Annotated in this window: 16 protein-coding genes and 1 tRNA gene; 14 read left to right on the top strand and 3 right to left on the bottom strand. The window is 61.7% G+C overall.

The genetic code is table 11. The features are described 5' to 3' along the window. The first annotated feature begins 55 nt into the window (after positions 1 to 55). The 3 genes from MA04_RS08015 (at position 56) to MA04_RS08025 (ending at position 3,697) form a co-directional block, all read left to right on the top strand. The gene (locus MA04_RS08015) at positions 56 to 1,516 is read left to right on the top strand and encodes an alkaline phosphatase (RefSeq protein ID WP_262460048.1); all 1,461 of its coding nucleotides are present in this window, start codon (positions 56 to 58) and stop codon (positions 1,514 to 1,516) included. A 26-nt stretch (positions 1,517 to 1,542) separates the two neighbouring features. Then, complete coding sequence (locus tag MA04_RS08020) at positions 1,543 to 2,949, top strand: alkaline phosphatase (RefSeq protein WP_262460049.1); 1,407 nt, start codon at positions 1,543 to 1,545, stop codon at positions 2,947 to 2,949. A 64-nt stretch (positions 2,950 to 3,013) separates the two neighbouring features. Then, the gene (locus MA04_RS08025; RefSeq protein ID WP_262460050.1) at positions 3,014 to 3,697 is read left to right on the top strand and encodes a hypothetical protein; all 684 of its coding nucleotides are present in this window, start codon (positions 3,014 to 3,016) and stop codon (positions 3,695 to 3,697) included. Positions 3,698 to 3,724: 27 nt separating this feature from the next. Here the strand turns inward: MA04_RS08025 and MA04_RS08030 are convergent, their stop codons facing one another. From MA04_RS08030 to MA04_RS08040, 3 genes are all read right to left on the bottom strand, one after another. Continuing rightward, positions 3,725 to 3,979: a hypothetical protein gene (locus MA04_RS08030; RefSeq protein WP_022993844.1), complete on the bottom strand. Its 255-nt coding sequence runs from the start codon at positions 3,977 to 3,979 to the stop codon at positions 3,725 to 3,727. Positions 3,980 to 4,067: 88 nt separating this feature from the next. After that, a complete protein-coding gene (locus MA04_RS08035) occupies positions 4,068 to 5,825 on the bottom strand; it encodes an alkaline phosphatase D family protein (RefSeq protein WP_262460051.1) in 1,758 nt (585 codons plus the stop codon). A 305-nt stretch (positions 5,826 to 6,130) separates the two neighbouring features. Continuing rightward, positions 6,131 to 6,217: transfer RNA gene (locus MA04_RS08040), tRNA-Leu, on the bottom strand. A gap of 240 nt (positions 6,218 to 6,457) precedes the next feature. Between MA04_RS08040 and rnr the strand changes: the two genes are divergently transcribed. The 11 genes from rnr (at position 6,458) to MA04_RS08095 (ending at position 17,285) form a co-directional block, all read left to right on the top strand. After that, positions 6,458 to 8,884 (top strand): ribonuclease R, encoded by a 2,427-nt coding sequence (gene rnr / locus MA04_RS08045; protein ID WP_262460052.1) that lies wholly within the window; start codon positions 6,458 to 6,460, stop codon positions 8,882 to 8,884. Then, complete coding sequence (gene rlmB, locus MA04_RS08050; protein ID WP_394356145.1) at positions 8,881 to 9,690, top strand: 23S rRNA (guanosine(2251)-2'-O)-methyltransferase RlmB; 810 nt, start codon at positions 8,881 to 8,883, stop codon at positions 9,688 to 9,690. Before rnr ends, rlmB begins: the two co-directional genes overlap by 4 nt. A 116-nt stretch (positions 9,691 to 9,806) precedes the next feature. Then, a complete protein-coding gene (rpsF, locus tag MA04_RS08055) occupies positions 9,807 to 10,148 on the top strand; it encodes a 30S ribosomal protein S6 (RefSeq protein WP_163123445.1) in 342 nt (113 codons plus the stop codon). After that, on the top strand, positions 10,148 to 10,459 hold the full coding sequence (gene priB, locus MA04_RS08060; RefSeq protein WP_035451201.1) for a primosomal replication protein N: 312 nt from the start codon (positions 10,148 to 10,150) through the stop codon (positions 10,457 to 10,459). Before rpsF ends, priB begins: the two co-directional genes overlap by 1 nt. A gap of 17 nt (positions 10,460 to 10,476) precedes the next feature. Further along, the gene (gene rpsR, locus MA04_RS08065; protein WP_014993157.1) at positions 10,477 to 10,707 is read left to right on the top strand and encodes a 30S ribosomal protein S18; all 231 of its coding nucleotides are present in this window, start codon (positions 10,477 to 10,479) and stop codon (positions 10,705 to 10,707) included. A gap of 15 nt (positions 10,708 to 10,722) precedes the next feature. After that, the gene (gene rplI / locus MA04_RS08070) at positions 10,723 to 11,175 is read left to right on the top strand and encodes a 50S ribosomal protein L9 (RefSeq protein WP_014993158.1); all 453 of its coding nucleotides are present in this window, start codon (positions 10,723 to 10,725) and stop codon (positions 11,173 to 11,175) included. 151 nt (positions 11,176 to 11,326) lie between these two features. Next, complete coding sequence (gene dnaB / locus MA04_RS08075; RefSeq protein WP_163123447.1) at positions 11,327 to 12,718, top strand: replicative DNA helicase; 1,392 nt, start codon at positions 11,327 to 11,329, stop codon at positions 12,716 to 12,718. Positions 12,719 to 12,736: 18 nt separating this feature from the next. Then, positions 12,737 to 13,801: an alanine racemase gene (gene alr / locus MA04_RS08080; protein WP_262460053.1), complete on the top strand. Its 1,065-nt coding sequence runs from the start codon at positions 12,737 to 12,739 to the stop codon at positions 13,799 to 13,801. Between the two features lie 46 nt (positions 13,802 to 13,847). Beyond that, positions 13,848 to 15,215: a DNA repair protein RadA gene (gene radA, locus MA04_RS08085; RefSeq protein ID WP_262460054.1), complete on the top strand. Its 1,368-nt coding sequence runs from the start codon at positions 13,848 to 13,850 to the stop codon at positions 15,213 to 15,215. Between the two features lie 52 nt (positions 15,216 to 15,267). Next, positions 15,268 to 15,918, top strand: a complete 651-nt coding sequence (locus tag MA04_RS08090; protein WP_163123456.1) for a potassium channel family protein — start codon at positions 15,268 to 15,270, stop codon at positions 15,916 to 15,918. After that, entirely contained in the window at positions 15,915 to 17,285 is a 1,371-nt protein-coding gene (locus tag MA04_RS08095; RefSeq protein WP_262460055.1) for a TrkH family potassium uptake protein, read from the top strand. Before MA04_RS08090 ends, MA04_RS08095 begins: the two co-directional genes overlap by 4 nt. The last annotated feature ends 53 nt before the right edge of the window (positions 17,286 to 17,338 follow it).

The raw sequence follows: 17,338 nt of genomic DNA on the forward strand, positions 1-17,338 counted from the left end.
AAGATTTCGAATACTCCTTGCCGGGGTGGTCCCTTGCCCAGTTGGGGCCGAAGACATGACGATGAGACAGGAAGTGCTGATGAAAATGCTCAAAATGGCGGGGCTTGCCCTTGCCGTAACACTGGCCGGCTGCGGCAGTGACAGCGACAATCACGATGCGCCACCGCCAGCCACCGCCAAGAAAAACGTACTGTTCTTCCTCGGTGATGGCATGGGTATCACGACGTTGACCGCCATGCGCATCTTCGAAGCCGGTGAAGCGGGCAGCATCACCATCGATACGCTGCCGGAAACCGCTTTCGTCCGTACTTACTCCGCGGATGGTCAGGTGACCGATAGCGCTCCCTCCATGGCCGCTTACATGACCGGCGTGAAGATGAAAAATGAAGTCATCTCCATGAGCACCGGCACCAACGCCTACGCGCCGGACGGTTCCCAATATGTGGATGCCGACGGCAACAGCACCTGTGAGGAAGGTAACGGTGCCTCAGTCGAGACGCTGCTGGAGCTGATGAAGGGGCAAGGCTTTGCCACCGGCGTGGTCACTACCACCCGCGTTACTCACGCCACTCCGGCAACGACCTACGCCCACATCTGTAACCGTAATGGTGAAAACACCATCGCCGCGCAGATGGTGCCGGGCGGGGACGGCTTCAATGCTGCCCTTGGTGACGGTGTCGACGTCATGCTCGGTGGCGGCCGCCGTCACTTCCTGCCCGCGGATCAGAGTGGCCGCCGTACCGACGGTCGTAACCTGATCGAGGAAATGCAAACCGCCGGCTATCAGTACGTGGATAGCACCGACGCTTTGATGGGCGTGGCCGACGACACCGAAAAGCTGCTTGGCATTTTCACCAGCAGCGATATGAGCTACGAGCTCGACCGTATTCCCACGCAAGAGCCGAGCCTGGCGGAAATGACCGGCAAAGCCATCGATTTGCTCAGTCCTCGCGACAATGGCTTCTTCCTGATGGTGGAAGGCGGCCGTATTGACCATGCTCTTCATGCCACCAGCGGCAAGCGCGCGCTGACCGACGGTATTGCGTTCGATAACGCGGTAAAAACGGCGCTGGAAAAAATGGAAGAGATCGATCCGGGTCTGGAAAACACTTTGATCGTGGTCACCGCGGACCATGACCACACCCTGGTTATCAATGGCTATGCCGAGCGTACCGGCAAGACCACCGAGGACCACGCGGGAGTTCTGGGTATGGTTCGTAACTACGCCAATGGTCCGAACAAAGGGGAGCCGCGCACCGATGTTGATGGTAACCCGTACACCATTCTCGGTTTCGGTAACGGCCCGAATCGCCCCGCCACCCGTGTCGCTTTGACGGAGACCCAAACCGCCGCGGATGACTACCTGCAGGAGGCGGTCATTCAGCTCAGCAGTGAAACCCACGGTGGTGGTGACGTGTTCCTGGGGGCGGTTGGCATGGGTGCCGACGTTTTCCACGGTGTCATCGACAACACTGAAGTCTTCGGCAAGATCAAGGCCGCTCTGGATCTGGATTGAACCGCCAATTAAAGCAGGAGAGAAACATGAAACGTTCCGTTATTGGCGGTGCACTGATCTGCTGTGCCGCCTCTCTGATGACTCAGCCGGTCAGCGCCGCTCAGGCCAAGAACATTATTTTCTTTCTTGGTGACGGCATGGGCCCGGTAACACAAACCGCGGCACGCATTTACGCCGGTGAAAAAGCCGGACTGGAAGTGCCGGAGACCTATAAGCTGGCGATGGAAAAGCTGGACTACGCCGCGCGTATCAAGACCTACTCCGAGGACGCCCAGACCACTGACAGCGCTCCCGGTATGGCCAGCTACATGACCGGCATGAAATCCAAGAACGAAGTGATTTCGATGACGCCGGATGCCAACCCCAACGATGATGATGGCAATCCGTACCAGAGCGATGGTGACAGCCTCTGCCCGGAAACCGGTAACGGCGAGGCGGCGCGGACTCTGCTGGAGATCCTCAAAGCCGAGGGCTACAGCACCGGAGTGGTGACCACCACGCGTATCACCCACGCCACACCCGCGACTACCTATGCTCACATCTGCAACCGCAATGCTGAAAATACCATTGCCACTCAGATGGTGCCGGGCGGCGATGGTTATAACAGCGCGCTGGGGAACGACGGTATCGACGTGATCCTGGGCGGTGGCCGCCGTCACTTCCTGCCGGCCCCTGACGGACGCCGCAGTGATGACCGCGACCTGATCATGGAAATGCAGGGCGCCGGTTATACCTACGTGAGCAGTGGCTCGGAACTGGGTAATGTCGACCTGGGCAGCACGGAAAAACTGTTCGGTCTGTTCAACAGCAGCGATCTGAACTACGAGCTGGATCGGGTCAATAATGATCTGGATGAGCCGAGCCTGGCGGAGATGACCGGTTCCGCCATCGATATCCTGTCCCGCAATCAGGACGGCTACTTCCTGATGGTGGAGGGCGGCCGTATCGACCACGCGCTGCACGGCACCAATGCCAAGCGCGCACTGGAAGACACGCTGGCGTTCGACCAGGCCATTGCCGCCGCGGTGGAAAAAGCGGATCTGGAGAATACCCTGATCATCGTTACCGCGGATCACGATCACGTCATGGCGTTCAACGGCTACTCCAAGATCGGTAACCCGGTACTCGGTTTGCTGAAGGAATACCGCACCGGCGGGCTGGCGCTCGACGCCCAGGGCAAGCCCTTCACCACTCTGGTGTTCGGTAACGGCGGCGGCCCCCGTGAAGCGGACCGGGCCACGTTGACCGAGGACGAAGTGCTGCAGGACGATTATCTGCAGGAAGTGGGCGTGAAACTGGGTGGACCGGGCAGTGAGACCCACGGTGGCGGTGATATTCGTCTGAACGCGGGCGGTGCCGGCAGCGAGCTGTTCAAAGGCACCCTGGATAACGTGGACGTGTTTGGTTTGATCCACGAAGCCATGGGGCTTTAAGTTTTCCGGTTTTCGCGGGTGGCCGTCATGGCCACCCTTTTTTTTGCTGTTTGCAGGTAGTTGAATGATGGTTGCAAAACGAATCATGGTTCTGGGGTTGGTGGCGTTTTTGGGATTGCCGCTATCCGCTTGGGCACAGCCGGCTTCGGCGCTGCGCGTGGAGTATCATCAGTGGCAAGTGGGTAAGGATGGCGTGCGGCAGGAGCTGTCCTACACGGAGAAACTGTACCGGCAGGAAAACGCCTTATGGGTGGAACGGGAAGTGCCGGAAGCTGCCCAACGTGATCATGATGACCACCATCACGGTGGCCTGGGCCACAAACACGCGGATGTTGTGGGCGCGCCGTTGTGGATCCAGCGGGACGACAACGGCAACGTCGACGTCAAACTGGTGGACCGTTACGAACAGCGTCTGATCGATATCGCGCCGCCGTACTACGGCAACGTGGGCTACGATGGTCACTGGATGGAAACCTGGGCGCTGGTGGATCCGGCCAGCCTGTCTTCCCTGGAACCGTCCTCGGTGGCCGATGACGGCGTCGAAACCTACCAGATCCAGCGCGGTTCCCAGCATATTACGTTGGTGTGGAATCCCGAGCGGCGCTACGTGGTGTCCATCCGTGCCCGGGACGAACACGGTTTGTCCGGCCGCACCATCGAGGCAAGGGAAATCGCCGATCCGGAGCCGGCTCCCTGGACTACCCTGAAAGGTTACAAGAACCGGGACTACTCGGACCTGCTTGATTGAGCGGTGGTGTAGAGAGCGTGAGCAGGCTCAGCGGCGTTTGATGATGATCAGCGCGATGGTGATGCCGAGAGCGGCGGCGGGAAACAGCAGCAGAAATTTCTGACGCCTCTCCGCCCGGGCTCGCTGTTCGTTGGCCTTTTGAATTTCCGGGTGTACCTCGGCCCGCGCGGTTGCCGGCAGATAGGCTGGCGCTTGCAAGGCCAGAAACAGGGCCAGTGCCAATACGGGCAGGCGACGGCCCCGGGAAGCATGAAGGGCGGGGGTGGCTTGATTCTTTTGCATAGGGACCACGTTATCGCTCGAGTCTGCGTGCGGCCCGGATATTGGGCCACTTCGGCGGCGTATGCAAGTTCACCATCCCCCGCTGTTTTCAGTCCGCCTGGGTCAGAGCCGGACTCCCTGCCTGCACCGTCATCGAATGCCCGCGTGCCTCGTCCACCTGATAGTCGCTGCTTTTCACCGTGGATACAAAACGCCAGTCCGCCCGGGTTTCCTCGGCGGTGAAGGTGACTCGCAGGTAGCCGCGCTGGCTGGCGTTCAAGTACTGAAGGTCATCCACCAGCAGAGTGATGGCCTGCTCCGCCTGGGGAATTGCCTCCGCCGGTAACTGCAGATAGGACTCCAGGCCCGGCGAGGACACCGAGGCGGTGGCCAGTTCCACGCCGACGCTCTGCTTGTCCTCGCCACTGCCAACGGTGAGATGGCTGGCCCAGGCATTGTGGGTGTCGCCGGCCAGTACCACCAGGTTCTTGCCCAGTTCCTTCGCCGTCCGCAGCAGCATTTCACGCTCGGCCATGTAGCCGTCCCAGGCGTCCAGGTTGTAGGGCAGGACAGTGGTGATGCGGGCGATCTCTTCCTCGGTCAGGGTCGGGTCGCCTTGCAGATAACGTCCTTTCAGGGTGGTCAGTTCGACGATCAGATCCACCAATGCCGGGTCCAGATTGAGCAGGCCCTGCAGCATTTCCGCTGGCATCAGCATGCGTCCCATCAGCACCTGTTGGCCCAGCACCTGCCAGGTGGCGCTTGAGGTGGCAAGTGCCCCGCTGAGCCAGTTCAGCTGCGTGGTGCCGAGCAGATGCCGCTCGGGATCGGTGACCGCGGCGGTGAATGCCTCGGCGTCGATGCCGGTTTCGGTCACGTAATCGGTGTAGCTGAGCTGTTTGTCCCGGCCGATGATGCGGGTGTCGAGCATGTGCAGGCTGACCAGGTCGCCGTAGTGGAAGCTGCGGTAGATGATTTCCCGATCGTTGTCGTCGAACGGCCGGATTGGCATCCACTCGAAGTAGGCTTGCAGGGCGTACTGCTTGCGCAGCAGATAGTCGCCCTCGGTGTCCGGGTCATGGTTCTCCGCGCCTCCGATCCAGGCGTCGTTGGCGATTTCGTGGTCATCCCAGACGGCGATGAACGGCGCCTTGGCGTGAAGGGCCTGCAGATCCGGGTCGGTGCGGTAGAGCGCGTAGCGGCGGCGGTAATCCACCAATTGGATCATTTCCAGGTCGTTGTTTTCCGGCAGGGTGCGGCCCATCTGCTCGGCCTGGTCGCCGTCGTAGCCGTCGGTGGCGTACTCATAGAGGTAGTCCCCCAGGTGCAGCACCGCATCCAGCTGTGCTTCCTTGGCGGCCTCGGCGTAGACATGGAAAAAGCCCGCTGGATAGTTGGAGCAGGACAGCACCGCGAAGGTGACCTGATCGACGCTGCCCTCCGGCAGAGTGCGGGTAACGCCTACCGGGGAGGTGACGCCGGCGGCATGGAAGCGATAGTAGTAGGTCTTGCCAGGCTCTAGCCCTTGTACGTCTACCTTGAGGGTGTAGTCGTAGGCTTCCCGGACTTCGGCGCTGTCCTCATTGACCAGTTGAGTGAAGTCCGCGTCACTGGCCACTTCCCAGCTCACTGATACCGGTGAGGTATCACCGTCTTCCGGGGTCACCCGGGTCCACAGAATGACGCCCTGGGTCTGCGGGTCGCCGCTGGCGACGCCATGGTGGAACGCCACTTGGCGTTCATCGCCATTGTCCGAATTGCGGTTTGATGAGGAGCCGCCACAGCCGGTCAGGCCGGTGGACACCACCACCGCGCCCATGCCCAGCGCCGAGGCACGAATAAAATCACGACGAGTAAGGCGTCTCATAGTGCTCTTCCCTGTCAGGTTGTTGGGTGGGAGCGATGCTAATGAGCCGCTATGACGGTTTTATGTTGGTAGTTGTATATGGGAAGGAGGGGGATGAGGAGGGAGCGTGGGCTGAACCTCGCCATAACGAAAAAAGGCTCCCGATTGGGAGCCTTTTTTAAATTGGTGCCGAGGAGAGGGCGGAAAGCATGGCTTTGCGCGCCCACGCCACAGCGGGATATCGCCCGCTGTGAGTCTTTGCGTGGGCCGGGAGTCCGAACCTCGCCGTAACAAAAAAGGCTCCCGTTTGGGAGCCTTTTTTAAATTGGTGCCGAGGAGAGGACTTGAACCTCCACGGGGTTGCCCCCACTAGCACCTGAAGCTAGCGTGTCTACCAATTTCACCACCTCGGCTTGGCGTGAAAGGCTGAAAAAATCAGGCCGTTCATCGCGAAAGCGCGTGCATTCTAGTATATGATGGCCCGATGTCAAACGGTTTCTGCAAAAAAGTCGTCCCATTTTCTTCATATTGGTTTCATCTCCGGCGTCCACAACGCCTTGCCAGGGAGACCGGCTTGCCACGTTTTTCCCACGAGCCAAATTGAGGCGCATTATGCGCCGGCCAACCCATACATTTGTTTTTGAGGGTATTGAATGTCATCAAAAAAACGCTACACGGATCCCCACGCGGATCGGGAAGCGGCGAAATACGAGAATCCGGTTCCCAGCCGAGAGTTGATCCTTGAAGTGTTGAATGACCAGGGCAAGCCGCTGGATCAGCGGCAACTGGCGGAACTGCTGGCGGTGGGCGAAGACGGCCTGATTGGTCTGGAGCGCCGCCTCAAGGCCATGCTCCGTGACGGCCAACTGGTGGAAAACCGCAACGGTAAACTGGGTATCGTCTCGCGCATGAATCTGGTCGCCGGCACCGTGCAGGGCCACCGCGACGGGTTCGGTTTCCTGATCCCCGATGATCGTAGCCTGTCCGACCTGTTCCTGGCGCCGCGCCAGATGGAAAAGGTCATGGACGGCGACCGGGTGCTGGTGAACGAGGCGGGTTTCAACCGCTTCGGCAAACGCGAGGCACGCATTGTCGAGATCGCCGAACGGGCGGTGACCGAAGTGGTCGGCCGTTTCCGCCGCGAGGCGGGGGTCAGTTTCATCGAGCCGGAAAACCGGCGTATCGCCAAGGAAGTTCTGGTGGAGGACCATAATGGCCTCAAGCCGAGCCCGGGCGATCACGTTCGCGGGGTCATCACCCAGTATCCTTCGCGTGACCACCATGTGCTGGTGCGCCTGGAGGAGATCATCGCCACTCCGGAACAGCCGGGGATGGAAGTGGAAGTGGCGCTGCGCCGCTTTGAGATCCCCTACCAGTGGCCGGAAGGGGTGGAAGAAGCCGCCGCCCGCTTTGGCGCGGAGGTGCCCCATGAGGCCAAGGCCCACCGGGTCGATCTGCGCGACCTGCCGCTGGTCACCATCGATGGCGAGGATGCCCGCGATTTCGACGATGCCGTTTACGTGTCCCGCCGCCGCCGTGGCGGCTGGCGCCTGATCGTCGCCATCGCCGACGTCAGCCACTATGTGCATCCCAACAGCCCGCTGGATAACGAAGCTCACAAGCGCGGCAATTCGGTGTATTTCCCCAACCGGGTGGTGCCGATGTTGCCGGAGGCGCTGTCCAACGGGTTGTGTTCACTCAACCCCCATGTGGACCGGCTGTGTCTCTATTGCGACATGCTGGTCTCCGCCAATGGCCGGGTATCGCGCTTCGTGTTCCGCGAAGGGGTGATGCGCTCCCGTCACCGTCTGACCTATACCAAGGTCGGGGCGATGATCGAGGAACCGGAATCCGAGCTGGCCCAGGAAACGGTGGCGTCGCTGGACGACGAGTCCATCGACATGGTCTGGTCCTTCCACGAGATGTTCCAGGCCCTGCGCAGCCGCCGGGAGTTACGCGGCGCCATCGACTTCGACAGTGACGAGAGCCGGATTCTCTACGATGAGAATCAGAAGATCCGCGCCATCGTGCCGGTGGTGCGCAATGTGGCGCATATCATGATCGAGGAAGCGATGCTGGCGGCCAACATCTGTGCCGCCCGCCTGCTGGAGAAGGCCGATGTGGCGACGCTCTACCGTAATCACGAGCCGCCCAAGGAAGAGCGCCTGAGCAACCTGCAGCAGTTCCTCGGTGGGCTCGGGCTGAGCCTGGCCTGGTCCGACGGGCCGATCCTGCCGAGCGTGTTCCAGGCGCTGGGCGGGGACATCGCCGATCGGCCGGACCGGCAGGTGATTCAGACCATGATGTTGCGCTCCATGAGCCAGGCCAAGTACGAGGCCGGTAACAAGGGGCACTTCGGTCTGGCCTACAACGCTTATACCCACTTTACCTCGCCGATTCGCCGTTATCCGGATCTGCTGGTGCACCGGGCCATCCGTTACTTGATCCGCTCCGGCGCCGACAGCCCCCATGTGGACAATCCCGGCGAGCTGCCGGCGATTCCGCGCGAACGCATCCTGCCTTACAGCCCGGCGGACATGGTGACCATGGGTGAGCACTGCTCGATGACCGAGCGGCGCGCCGATGATGCCACCCGTGATGTGCTGCAGTGGCTCAAGTGCCAATATATGGAGGAGCATCTGGGGCAGGAATTCGACGGGGTGATCAGCGGCGTGGCGGCCTTCGGATTGTTTGTCCAGATCAACGATCTGCATATCGACGGCCTGGTGCACGTGGCCAACCTGGATAGCGATTACTACCGCTTCGATGACGTCAACATGGTGCTGGTGGGGGAGTCCTCCGGGCGCCGTTATGGTCTCGGTGACGCGGTCTGCGTGAAGGTGGCCGGAGTGCACACCGAAGAGCGCAAGATCGATCTGGAACTGATCAGCTCCACTTCCGCGCGGCCAGGCAAGAAGGGGCGCTCCGGCAAGGCCAAGAAGGCCGCCAAGTCACCGAAGCAGGCCGCCGAGCCGGCCGCCAAGGGCGACGGCACCCGGGAAAAGCTGGCCAAGGGCGAGATTCCCAAGGACGGTAAGCGCAAGCCCAAGTCCGCCCGCCGGGGGCGCCGCCGCGGATGAGCAAGCGTCCTTCCGGCCCGCCCCGGGGCAAATCGGGGTCCCGTAAAGGTGCCATGGACAAGCCGGTGATGTACTCCGGTATCCATGCGGTGGAATCGCTGCTGCGACACCGGCCGGAAGCGGTTCTGGAGTTGTTTGTCCTGGACCGCCGGGCCGAGCGTGGTGAGACCCGCCTGGATGCGTTGATGCAGCAGGCGCTGGCCCAGGGTATAGCGGTGCAGTCCGCGCGCCGGGAATCACTGGAGAAACTGGCGGGTCCGCAGAATCAGGGTGTGGTGGCCCGGGCCCGGCCGCGCGTGCCCGGCGGGGAATCCGAATTGGCGACCTTGCTGGAGGGTCTTGAGAGGCCGCCCTTGCTGCTGATTCTGGAAGGGGTCACCGACCCTCATAATCTGGGGGCCTGCCTGCGCAGCGCCGACGCCGCCGGTGTCGATGCCGTGATTGTGCCACGCCGCCACGCCGCCGGGCTGACACCGGTGGCCTGCCGCAGCGCCGCCGGCGCCGCCGAGTCGCTACGTTACTTTGAGGTGGGCAATCTGGCCCAGCTGCTGGCAGCGCTCCAGGAACGCGGCATCCGTGTGGCCGGGGCGGCCCTGGATCAGCGCAGTGTGTCCTTGTTCGACTACCAGCCCGATCCGGGCCTGGCGGTGGTCATGGGCGCTGAAGGCGAGGGGCTGCGACGCCTGACCCTGGAGCGCTGTGATGACCTGGTGTCGATCCCCATGGCCGGTGATGTGCAGAGCCTGAACGTGTCCGTGGCCACCGGGGTGATGCTGTTCCACCTCCGTGCCCGCGGCCACTCTTGAGCCCGCGCGCCTTCTGAGCTAGAATCCCCGCCCTTCGCCTGCCGCCAACCCGGTGGCGGGCGGACTCCTTGCTTCACCGATATTCGGGAAGCTGCCCAATCCGTAAGGAGCCAACAATGCGTCACTACGAAATCGTGTTCCTGGTCCACCCGGACCAGAGCGAGCAAGTGCCCGCCATGATCGAGCGTTACAGCGCGATCGTTACCGATGGCAAAGGCACGATCCACCGTCTTGAAGACTGGGGCCGCCGTCAACTGGCTTACCCGATCAACAAGATCCACAAAGCACACTATGTGATGCTGAATATTGAATGTGACGGCGAAACCCTCGCCGAGCTGGAAAACACCTTCCGGTTCAACGATGCCGTAATCCGTCACCTCGTAATCCGTCGCGAAAAGGCCATCACCGAGCCGTCCTCGCTGGCGAAATCCAACGAGAAGGAGGAGGCCGCCAGCTGATTTCCGAGCGTAATCACTGCGAGCTCACCGGCATCATCGTCACCCTTGAAAAGGTGGCCGTAACGCCGGGTGGCGTGCCCCGCCAGCGTCTCTGGCTGGAGCACCGGTCCCGGCAGCTTGAAGACGGCCATCCCCGTGAAGTCCAGGCCCGTATCGGGCTGGTACTCGCCGGCGGCAAGACCGCCCTGGCGAAGCACCTGAAGGAAGGACAACGGGTCAGAGTCGGCGGCTTTCTCAGCCGCGCCGGCTACAAGGGCGAAGCCCGGGACCGTTTGCAGTTGATCGTGGAAACACTGGAGCCCCTGGACTAGGAATCGAGGAGAAAACCATGGCCCGTTTTTATCGCCGTCGCAAATTCTGCCGCTTCACCGCGGAAGGTGTTGAGTACATTGATTTCAAGGATCTCGACACGCTGAAAGCTTATATCACCGAAACCGGCAAGATCGTGCCCAGCCGCATCACCGGCACCAAAGCACGTTATCAGCGCCAGTTGGCCAGCGCGGTCAAGCAGGCCCGCTTCCTGGCGCTGCTGCCGTACTCCGACAGCCACGACAATTAAGCCGAGGGGACCGTCATGCAAGTGATCCTGCTGGAAACCATCAAGAACCTGGGTGATCTGGGCTCCGTGGTGGACGTTCGTCCCGGCTATGGCCGTAACTTTCTGATCCCGCAAGGCAAGGCGCTGCCGGCGACCAAGGGTAACCTGGCCGAAGTAGAAGCCCGTCGCGCGGAACTGGAAAAACAAGCTTCCGAGCAATTGGCAGCCGCTCAAGAGCGCGCTGACAAGCTGGCCGAAGCGTCCGTGACCATCGGCGCCAAATCCGGTGACGAAGGCAAGCTGTTCGGCTCCGTTGGCACCCGCGACATCGCCGACGCCATCACCGAGCAGACCGGTGTGGAAATGTCCAAGGCCGAAGTGAAGCTCCCGCATGGCGCGCTGCGTCAAACCGGCGAGTACGAAATCGACCTGGCGTTGCACGCCGATGTGACCGTGACCATCAAACTGGCGGTGGTACCGGCCGAGTAATCACGGCCGTTACTCCGCGCCGGTTTGCTCCCTTGGGAGCACGGTGACACAATCAAGGCACTGTCCGATCATCGGGCGGTGCCTTTTTGTTATATGATGTCCCGATTCGCAGCACCCTTTCCCCGAGCCTTTGAATCAAAACGGACCCACCATGAACGAGTCTCTTGCGTTGGATGATCATCTTCCCGACAGCCTGCGTATCCCTCCCAACTCCGTGGAGGCGGAACAGGCGGTATTGGGAGGGCTGCTGCTCAACAACGAGGCCTGGGACGACGTTGCCGAACGAGTCGGCGAGAAGGACTTTTACCGCAAAGAGCACCGGCTGATCTTCCAGGTCATCGGTCAGTTGGTGGAAGAAGAAAAGCCCAGCGATCTGGTTACCGTTTCCCAGGCCTTGACTCATCGTGGCGAACTGGACGACGTGGGGGGGGCCACCTATCTCTCGGAGCTGGCCCGCAATACGCCGAGTACCGCCAATATCAACGCCTATGCCGAGATCGTTCGCGAACGCAGTATTTTGCGGCAACTGATCCAGGTATCGCACAAGGTGTCGGATCTGGCGTTCAATCCCAAGGGCAAGCCTTCCCTGGAAATCCTCGATACCGCCGAGTCGTCGATTTTCGAGATCGCCGAACAGCAGAAGAAAGGCTCCGGCCCGCAGAGCATCAAATCGGTGTTGAAGAAAGCGGTGGATCGCATCGACGAACTGTACCGCACCAAGAATTCCCTGACCGGGGTCACCACCGGCTTCGAGGAAATGGACAAGATGACCGCGGGGCTACAGCCGTCGGATATGGTGGTGGTGGCGGGTCGGCCGTCCATGGGTAAGACCACCTTCGCCATGAACCTGTGCGAGAACGTGGCGATCAAGGCGGGCAAGCCGGTGCTGGTGTTCTCCATGGAAATGCCGGCCGACGCCATCGTCATGCGGATGCTGTCCTCCCTGGGCCGCATCAATCAGGGCGCGATCCGTTCCGGGCGCCTGGAACAGGATGATTGGCCGCGTATTACCTCGGCGATCCAGATGCTCAGTGAGCAAAAATTCTTCATCGACGATACCGCCGCGCTCAGCCCGCTGGAGATGCGCGCCAGGGCGCGCCGGGTGGCGCGGGAATGCGGGGGTGAGATTGGCCTGATCATGGTCGACTATCTGCAATTGATGCAGGTCCCCGGCGCCGATAACCGGGTCAACGAAATCTCGGAGATCTCCCGGAACCTCAAGGGGTTGGCCAAGGAAATGAACTGCCCGGTGCTTGCCCTGTCGCAGCTGAACCGGTCGTTGGAGCAACGTCCGAACAAAAGGCCGGTGATGTCCGATTTGCGGGAATCCGGGGCGATCGAGCAGGACGCGGATTTGATCGTGTTTCTCTATCGTGACGAGGTCTACAACAAGGACACTCCGGAGAAGGGGATCGCCGAGATCATCATCGGCAAGCACCGGAACGGGCCCATCGGTACCGTGCGGCTGGCGTTCCGCGGCGAGTTCACCCGCTTCGACGATCTGGCGCCGGAGTACTACCAGCAGTATCAGGACAACGAATAACCGGGGCGGGAGAAGACCATGCGCGGTACCCGGTTACAAATATGGCCAGCGGCTCTGGCTCATAACGCCGGCGTGGCCCGGACCCTGGCCGATGGCGCTCAGGTGTTCGCCATGATCAAGGCCAACGGCTACGGCCATGGCCTGACACTGGCCGCCGAGGCCATGGTCGGCCAGGTGGACGGCCTGGGCGTGGCGTTGATGGAAGAGGCCCAGGCGGTACGTGAGCACGGCATCGACAAGTCGATCCTGGTGGCCGAAGGTTTCTTTGATCAGGAAGAGATTGTGGAAGCCGCCCGCCTAGACGTGGAAGTGGTGGTGCACGCCGCCTGGCAGGTGGCCCTGCTGAGCAAACGCCCGGCTCCCCTACGTGTCTGGCTGAAAATCAACACCGGCATGAACCGGCTGGGCATGAGGCCTGAGCAGGCACGGGAGCAGGCGGCGTTACTGCGGGCCATCCCCGGCGTGCGGTTGGTCGGCCTGATGAGTCACTTTGCCTGTGCCGATCAGCAGGATGATCCGCTTAGCGAACAGCAACTGGCGGTGGTACTGGCGTTATCCGAGGAACTGGGGTTGCCGGTGACCGCCGCCAACTCCGCGGCCCTGATCCGCTATCCGGTGGCACGTCGTCAGCGGGTCCGTCCCGGCATCATGCTGTATGGCTCGTCGCCGTTCCCATGGCGCTCCGCCAGTGAATTGGGGCTGCGCCCGACCCAGCGTTTCAGTGCCCGTCTGATCGCCGTGAATCCCATTGGCGCCGGCCAGACGGTGGGATACGGTGCCACTTGGCGTGCGCCGGAAAACGGCACCATCGGTGTGGTGGCGGTGGGTTACGGTGACGGCTACCCGCGCCACGCTCCCAATGGCACGCCGGTGGCGGTGAACGGCCGGCGCACCGAACTGGTCGGTCGGGTCTCCATGGACATGATCACGGTGAGACTGGATGGCCTCGAGGCCCGGGTCGGTGACGAAGTGGAGCTGTGGGGCGATACCGTTTCCGTGGATGAAGTGGCCGCCGCCTGCGGCACCATCAGTTACGAGTTATTCTGTCAGGTCACCGCCCGGCCGGAACGGGTGATCGGCTGACTGTGCCGGGGGCAACGCTCCCGGATCCCGGCATCGAGGAGAGTCCGTGGCGAAGAAGAAAACCGCTTTTGTCTGCACCGAATGTGGCGGGGACTTCCCCAAATGGCAGGGCCAATGTCCGGCCTGTGGTCAATGGAACACCCTGCAGGAGTTCGTGGTGGACAGCGCCCCGTCCCGTGCCGGTGGCGCCGCCGGCCGCAGTGGCTTCAGCGGACAACTGGCGGAAGTGCGCAATCTGGATGAGATCGTTCTCGAGGAAACCCCGCGCATCAGTGCTGGCATGGGTGAACTGGATCGTGTGCTCGGCGGCGGTCTGGTGCCCGGTTCCGCCATTCTGATCGGTGGCCATCCCGGTGCCGGCAAATCCACCTTGTTGTTGCAGACACTGTGCCGGCTGGCTCATGCCCATTCCTGTCTTTATGTCACTGGTGAGGAATCCCTGTCGCAGGTGGCGATGCGCGCCGATCGTCTGAAGCTGCCCAAGGACAAACTGCGGCTGGCGGCGGAAACCGATGTGGAACGCGTCATCGAGTTGGCCCGCAAAGAGCAGCCGCGTTTGCTGGTGGTGGATTCCATTCAGGTTATGTATCTGGCCGGCCTGCAATCGGCGCCGGGTTCCGTGGCTCAGGTGCGCGAGTGCGCGGCGGCGCTGACCCGCTTTGCCAAACAGACCGGCACCGTGCTGCTGCTGGTGGGGCACGTCACCAAGGATGGCACCCTGGCCGGGCCCAAAGTATTGGAGCACATGATCGACTGCTCGCTCATGCTCGAGGGCTCCTCCGATTCCCGTTTTCGTACCCTGCGTGGTTTGAAGAATCGTTTTGGCGCGGTCAATGAGCTGGGCGTGTTCGCCATGACCGGCGAAGGGCTCAAGGAAGTGAAGAATCCGTCGGCGATTTTTCTCAACCGCGCCGAGGAGATCGCGCCGGGTTCCCTGGTCACGGTGGTGTGGGAAGGAACCCGGCCCTTACTGGTGGAACTGCAGGCGCTGGTGGACGCCAGCCATTTCGGCAACCCCCGGCGCGTCTGCGTGGGGCTGGAAGCCAACCGTTTGGCTATGTTGCTGGCGGTGTTGCACCGTCATGGCGGCATCCAGGTCGGCGACCAGGATGTGTTCGCCAATGTGGTGGGTGGCGTCAAAATAGGCGAGACCGCCGCCGACCTGGCTCTGGTGCTGTCCATTGTTTCCAGCTTCCGCGATCGGCCGTTGGGACGGGACCTGGTGGTGTTCGGGGAAATCGGTTTGTCCGGAGAGATCCGTCCGGTACCGCAAGGCCAGGAACGGCTATACGAAGCGGTCAAACATGGTTTTCGCCGCGCCGTGATCCCCAAATCCAATCAACCGCGCAACCTGCCGGACGGGGTGGAACTGATCGCCGTGAGCACTCTGGCGGAAGCGTTGGAGCAGTTGTGATGAGAAACCCGGCGTCACGCTCTGACATTGGGTCCGGGACAAGGGAGCCGTTATGAAAAAGCAATTCGCCGTGCTCGGACTGGGCAGTTTTGGCGAAGCCGTGGCGCTGGAACTGATGCGTTTGGGGCACCAGGTTCTGGGTGTCGATAATCGGGAGGGCCAGGCCAATCGTCTGGTCGACAAGCTGACTCAGACGGTGATCGCCGACGCCACCGACGAGGACGCCCTGCGTGAACTGGACCTGGCAAGTTTCGATGCCGTGCTGGTGGCCATCGGCGAGCATATCGAAGCCAGCATTCTCTGCACCATGGCGGTGAAATCCCTGGAGGCAAAGGAGGTATGGGTCAAGGCTATCTCGCCGGTCCACCACCGTATCGTCGAGAAGCTTGGCGCCGACCGTATTCTCCATCCCGAGTATGAAATGGGGTTGCGCGCCGCCCAGACCATGGCCCATCCCAATATGCTGGATTACATCAGCCTGGGGGATAACTACTTCGTTATCGAGATCCGCCCTGGCGAAGTGCTGGAGGATCGTCCGCTGTCGGACCTCAAGATCGAGGAGATCGGCGTGCGCCTGCTGGCCATCAAGCATGGCCAGAACGTGGATTTGCAACCGAGTCCGCATCAACGGCTGAAGCGCAATGACCATCTGGTGCTGCTCGGTGAAGAGCCGGCCTTGCGTCGATTCTCCGAGAGCCTATGAGAACCTGGTTTCCCGGACTCAGGGCCCGCACCGAGGCGGTTCTGTCCTTGCGTCACCCCTGGCGTTACAGTCCGCCGGCGATCCTTGCTGGCAGCTTCCTGCTGCTGATCGGGATCGGCACCGTCTTGCTGTGGCTGCCGGTTTCCGGCACGCCGTCGTTGACGTTTTTCCAAGCCTTGTTTACCGCCTGCTCGGCGGTCACCGTCACCGGCTTGGTGGTGGTGGACACCGGTTCTCATCTCAGCCCGTTTGGCCAGTCGGTGGTGTTGGGGTTGATGCAGCTGGGCGGCCTGGGCCTGATGACCTTCGCCGCGTTGACGCTGATGGCGCTGGGTGGCCGGTTGGGACTGCGCGGCCAACGTCTGGTGCGCGAGGCCACCGACCAGACCTCGCCGGCGGATATGCTGGTGCTGGTCCGGCACACCGCGTTGCTGGCGTTGGTCATGGAAGCCATTGGAGCGGGGTTGCTGAGTGTGGTCTGGATCCCGGAGCTGGGGGTGGCGCGGGGCCTGTGGTTCAGTGTTTTCCATAGTGTCTCGGCGTTCAACAACGCCGGCTTCGCTTTACTGCCGGACAGCTTGTCACGGTGGGCCGCCAATCCCATGGTCAACCTGGTGATCACCGCGCTGTTCATTATTGGCGGTCTGGGTTTCACCGTGCTGCTGGATCTGTGGCGCAAACGGCAATGGCGCACGCTTTCCTTGCACAGCAAGCTGACTCTGGCCGGTACCCTGGTTTTGTGCCTTGGCGCCTGGTTTCTGGTGATCGGCTTTGAATGGAACAATGCCCGTACGCTTGGGGAACTGCCGGAATCCGGCCGGCTCTGGGCTGCCTGGTTCACCGCGGTGACGCCCCGCACCGCCGGTTTCAACACTGTGGACATGGGCGGTTTGATGGCGCCCACGGTCTTGCTGATCATGTTTTTGATGTTCATCGGCGGCGGCAGCAACTCCACCGCTTCCGGCATCAAGGTGAGTACTTTCATGGTGATGCTGCTGGCCACCCGGGCGTTCTTGCGTGGGCGTCAGCGGCCCACGGTGTTCCGGCGCGCCATTGCCGTGGAGTCGGTGTTCCGGGCCCAGGCGGTAGTGATGCTGAGTTTGCTGGCGGTGGCGTTGAGCGGATTCCTGATGGTGGTGCTGGAGCCGGGGCTGGCGGTGATGGACGTGTTGTTCGAGGCGTTCTCAGCGTTTTCGACAGTGGGTTTGTCCCGGGGCATTACCGGGGAACTGTCCTGGCCGTCCCAGTGTGTGCTGATGATGCTGATGTTCATGGGCCGCATCGGGCCGTTGGCCCTGGCGTTCTCGTTGGCGCGGCCGCAAATACCGAAATTGCGCTACGTCGAGGACCACGTGCAAATTGGGTGATGAGGCTCTCTGCCCATCCGTATTCGCCAGCAAGCTGGCTTCCCACAGCGGTA

Source organism: Alloalcanivorax balearicus MACL04, from assembly GCF_025532145.1.
Lineage (GTDB): Bacteria > Pseudomonadota > Gammaproteobacteria > Pseudomonadales > Alcanivoracaceae > Alloalcanivorax > Alloalcanivorax balearicus.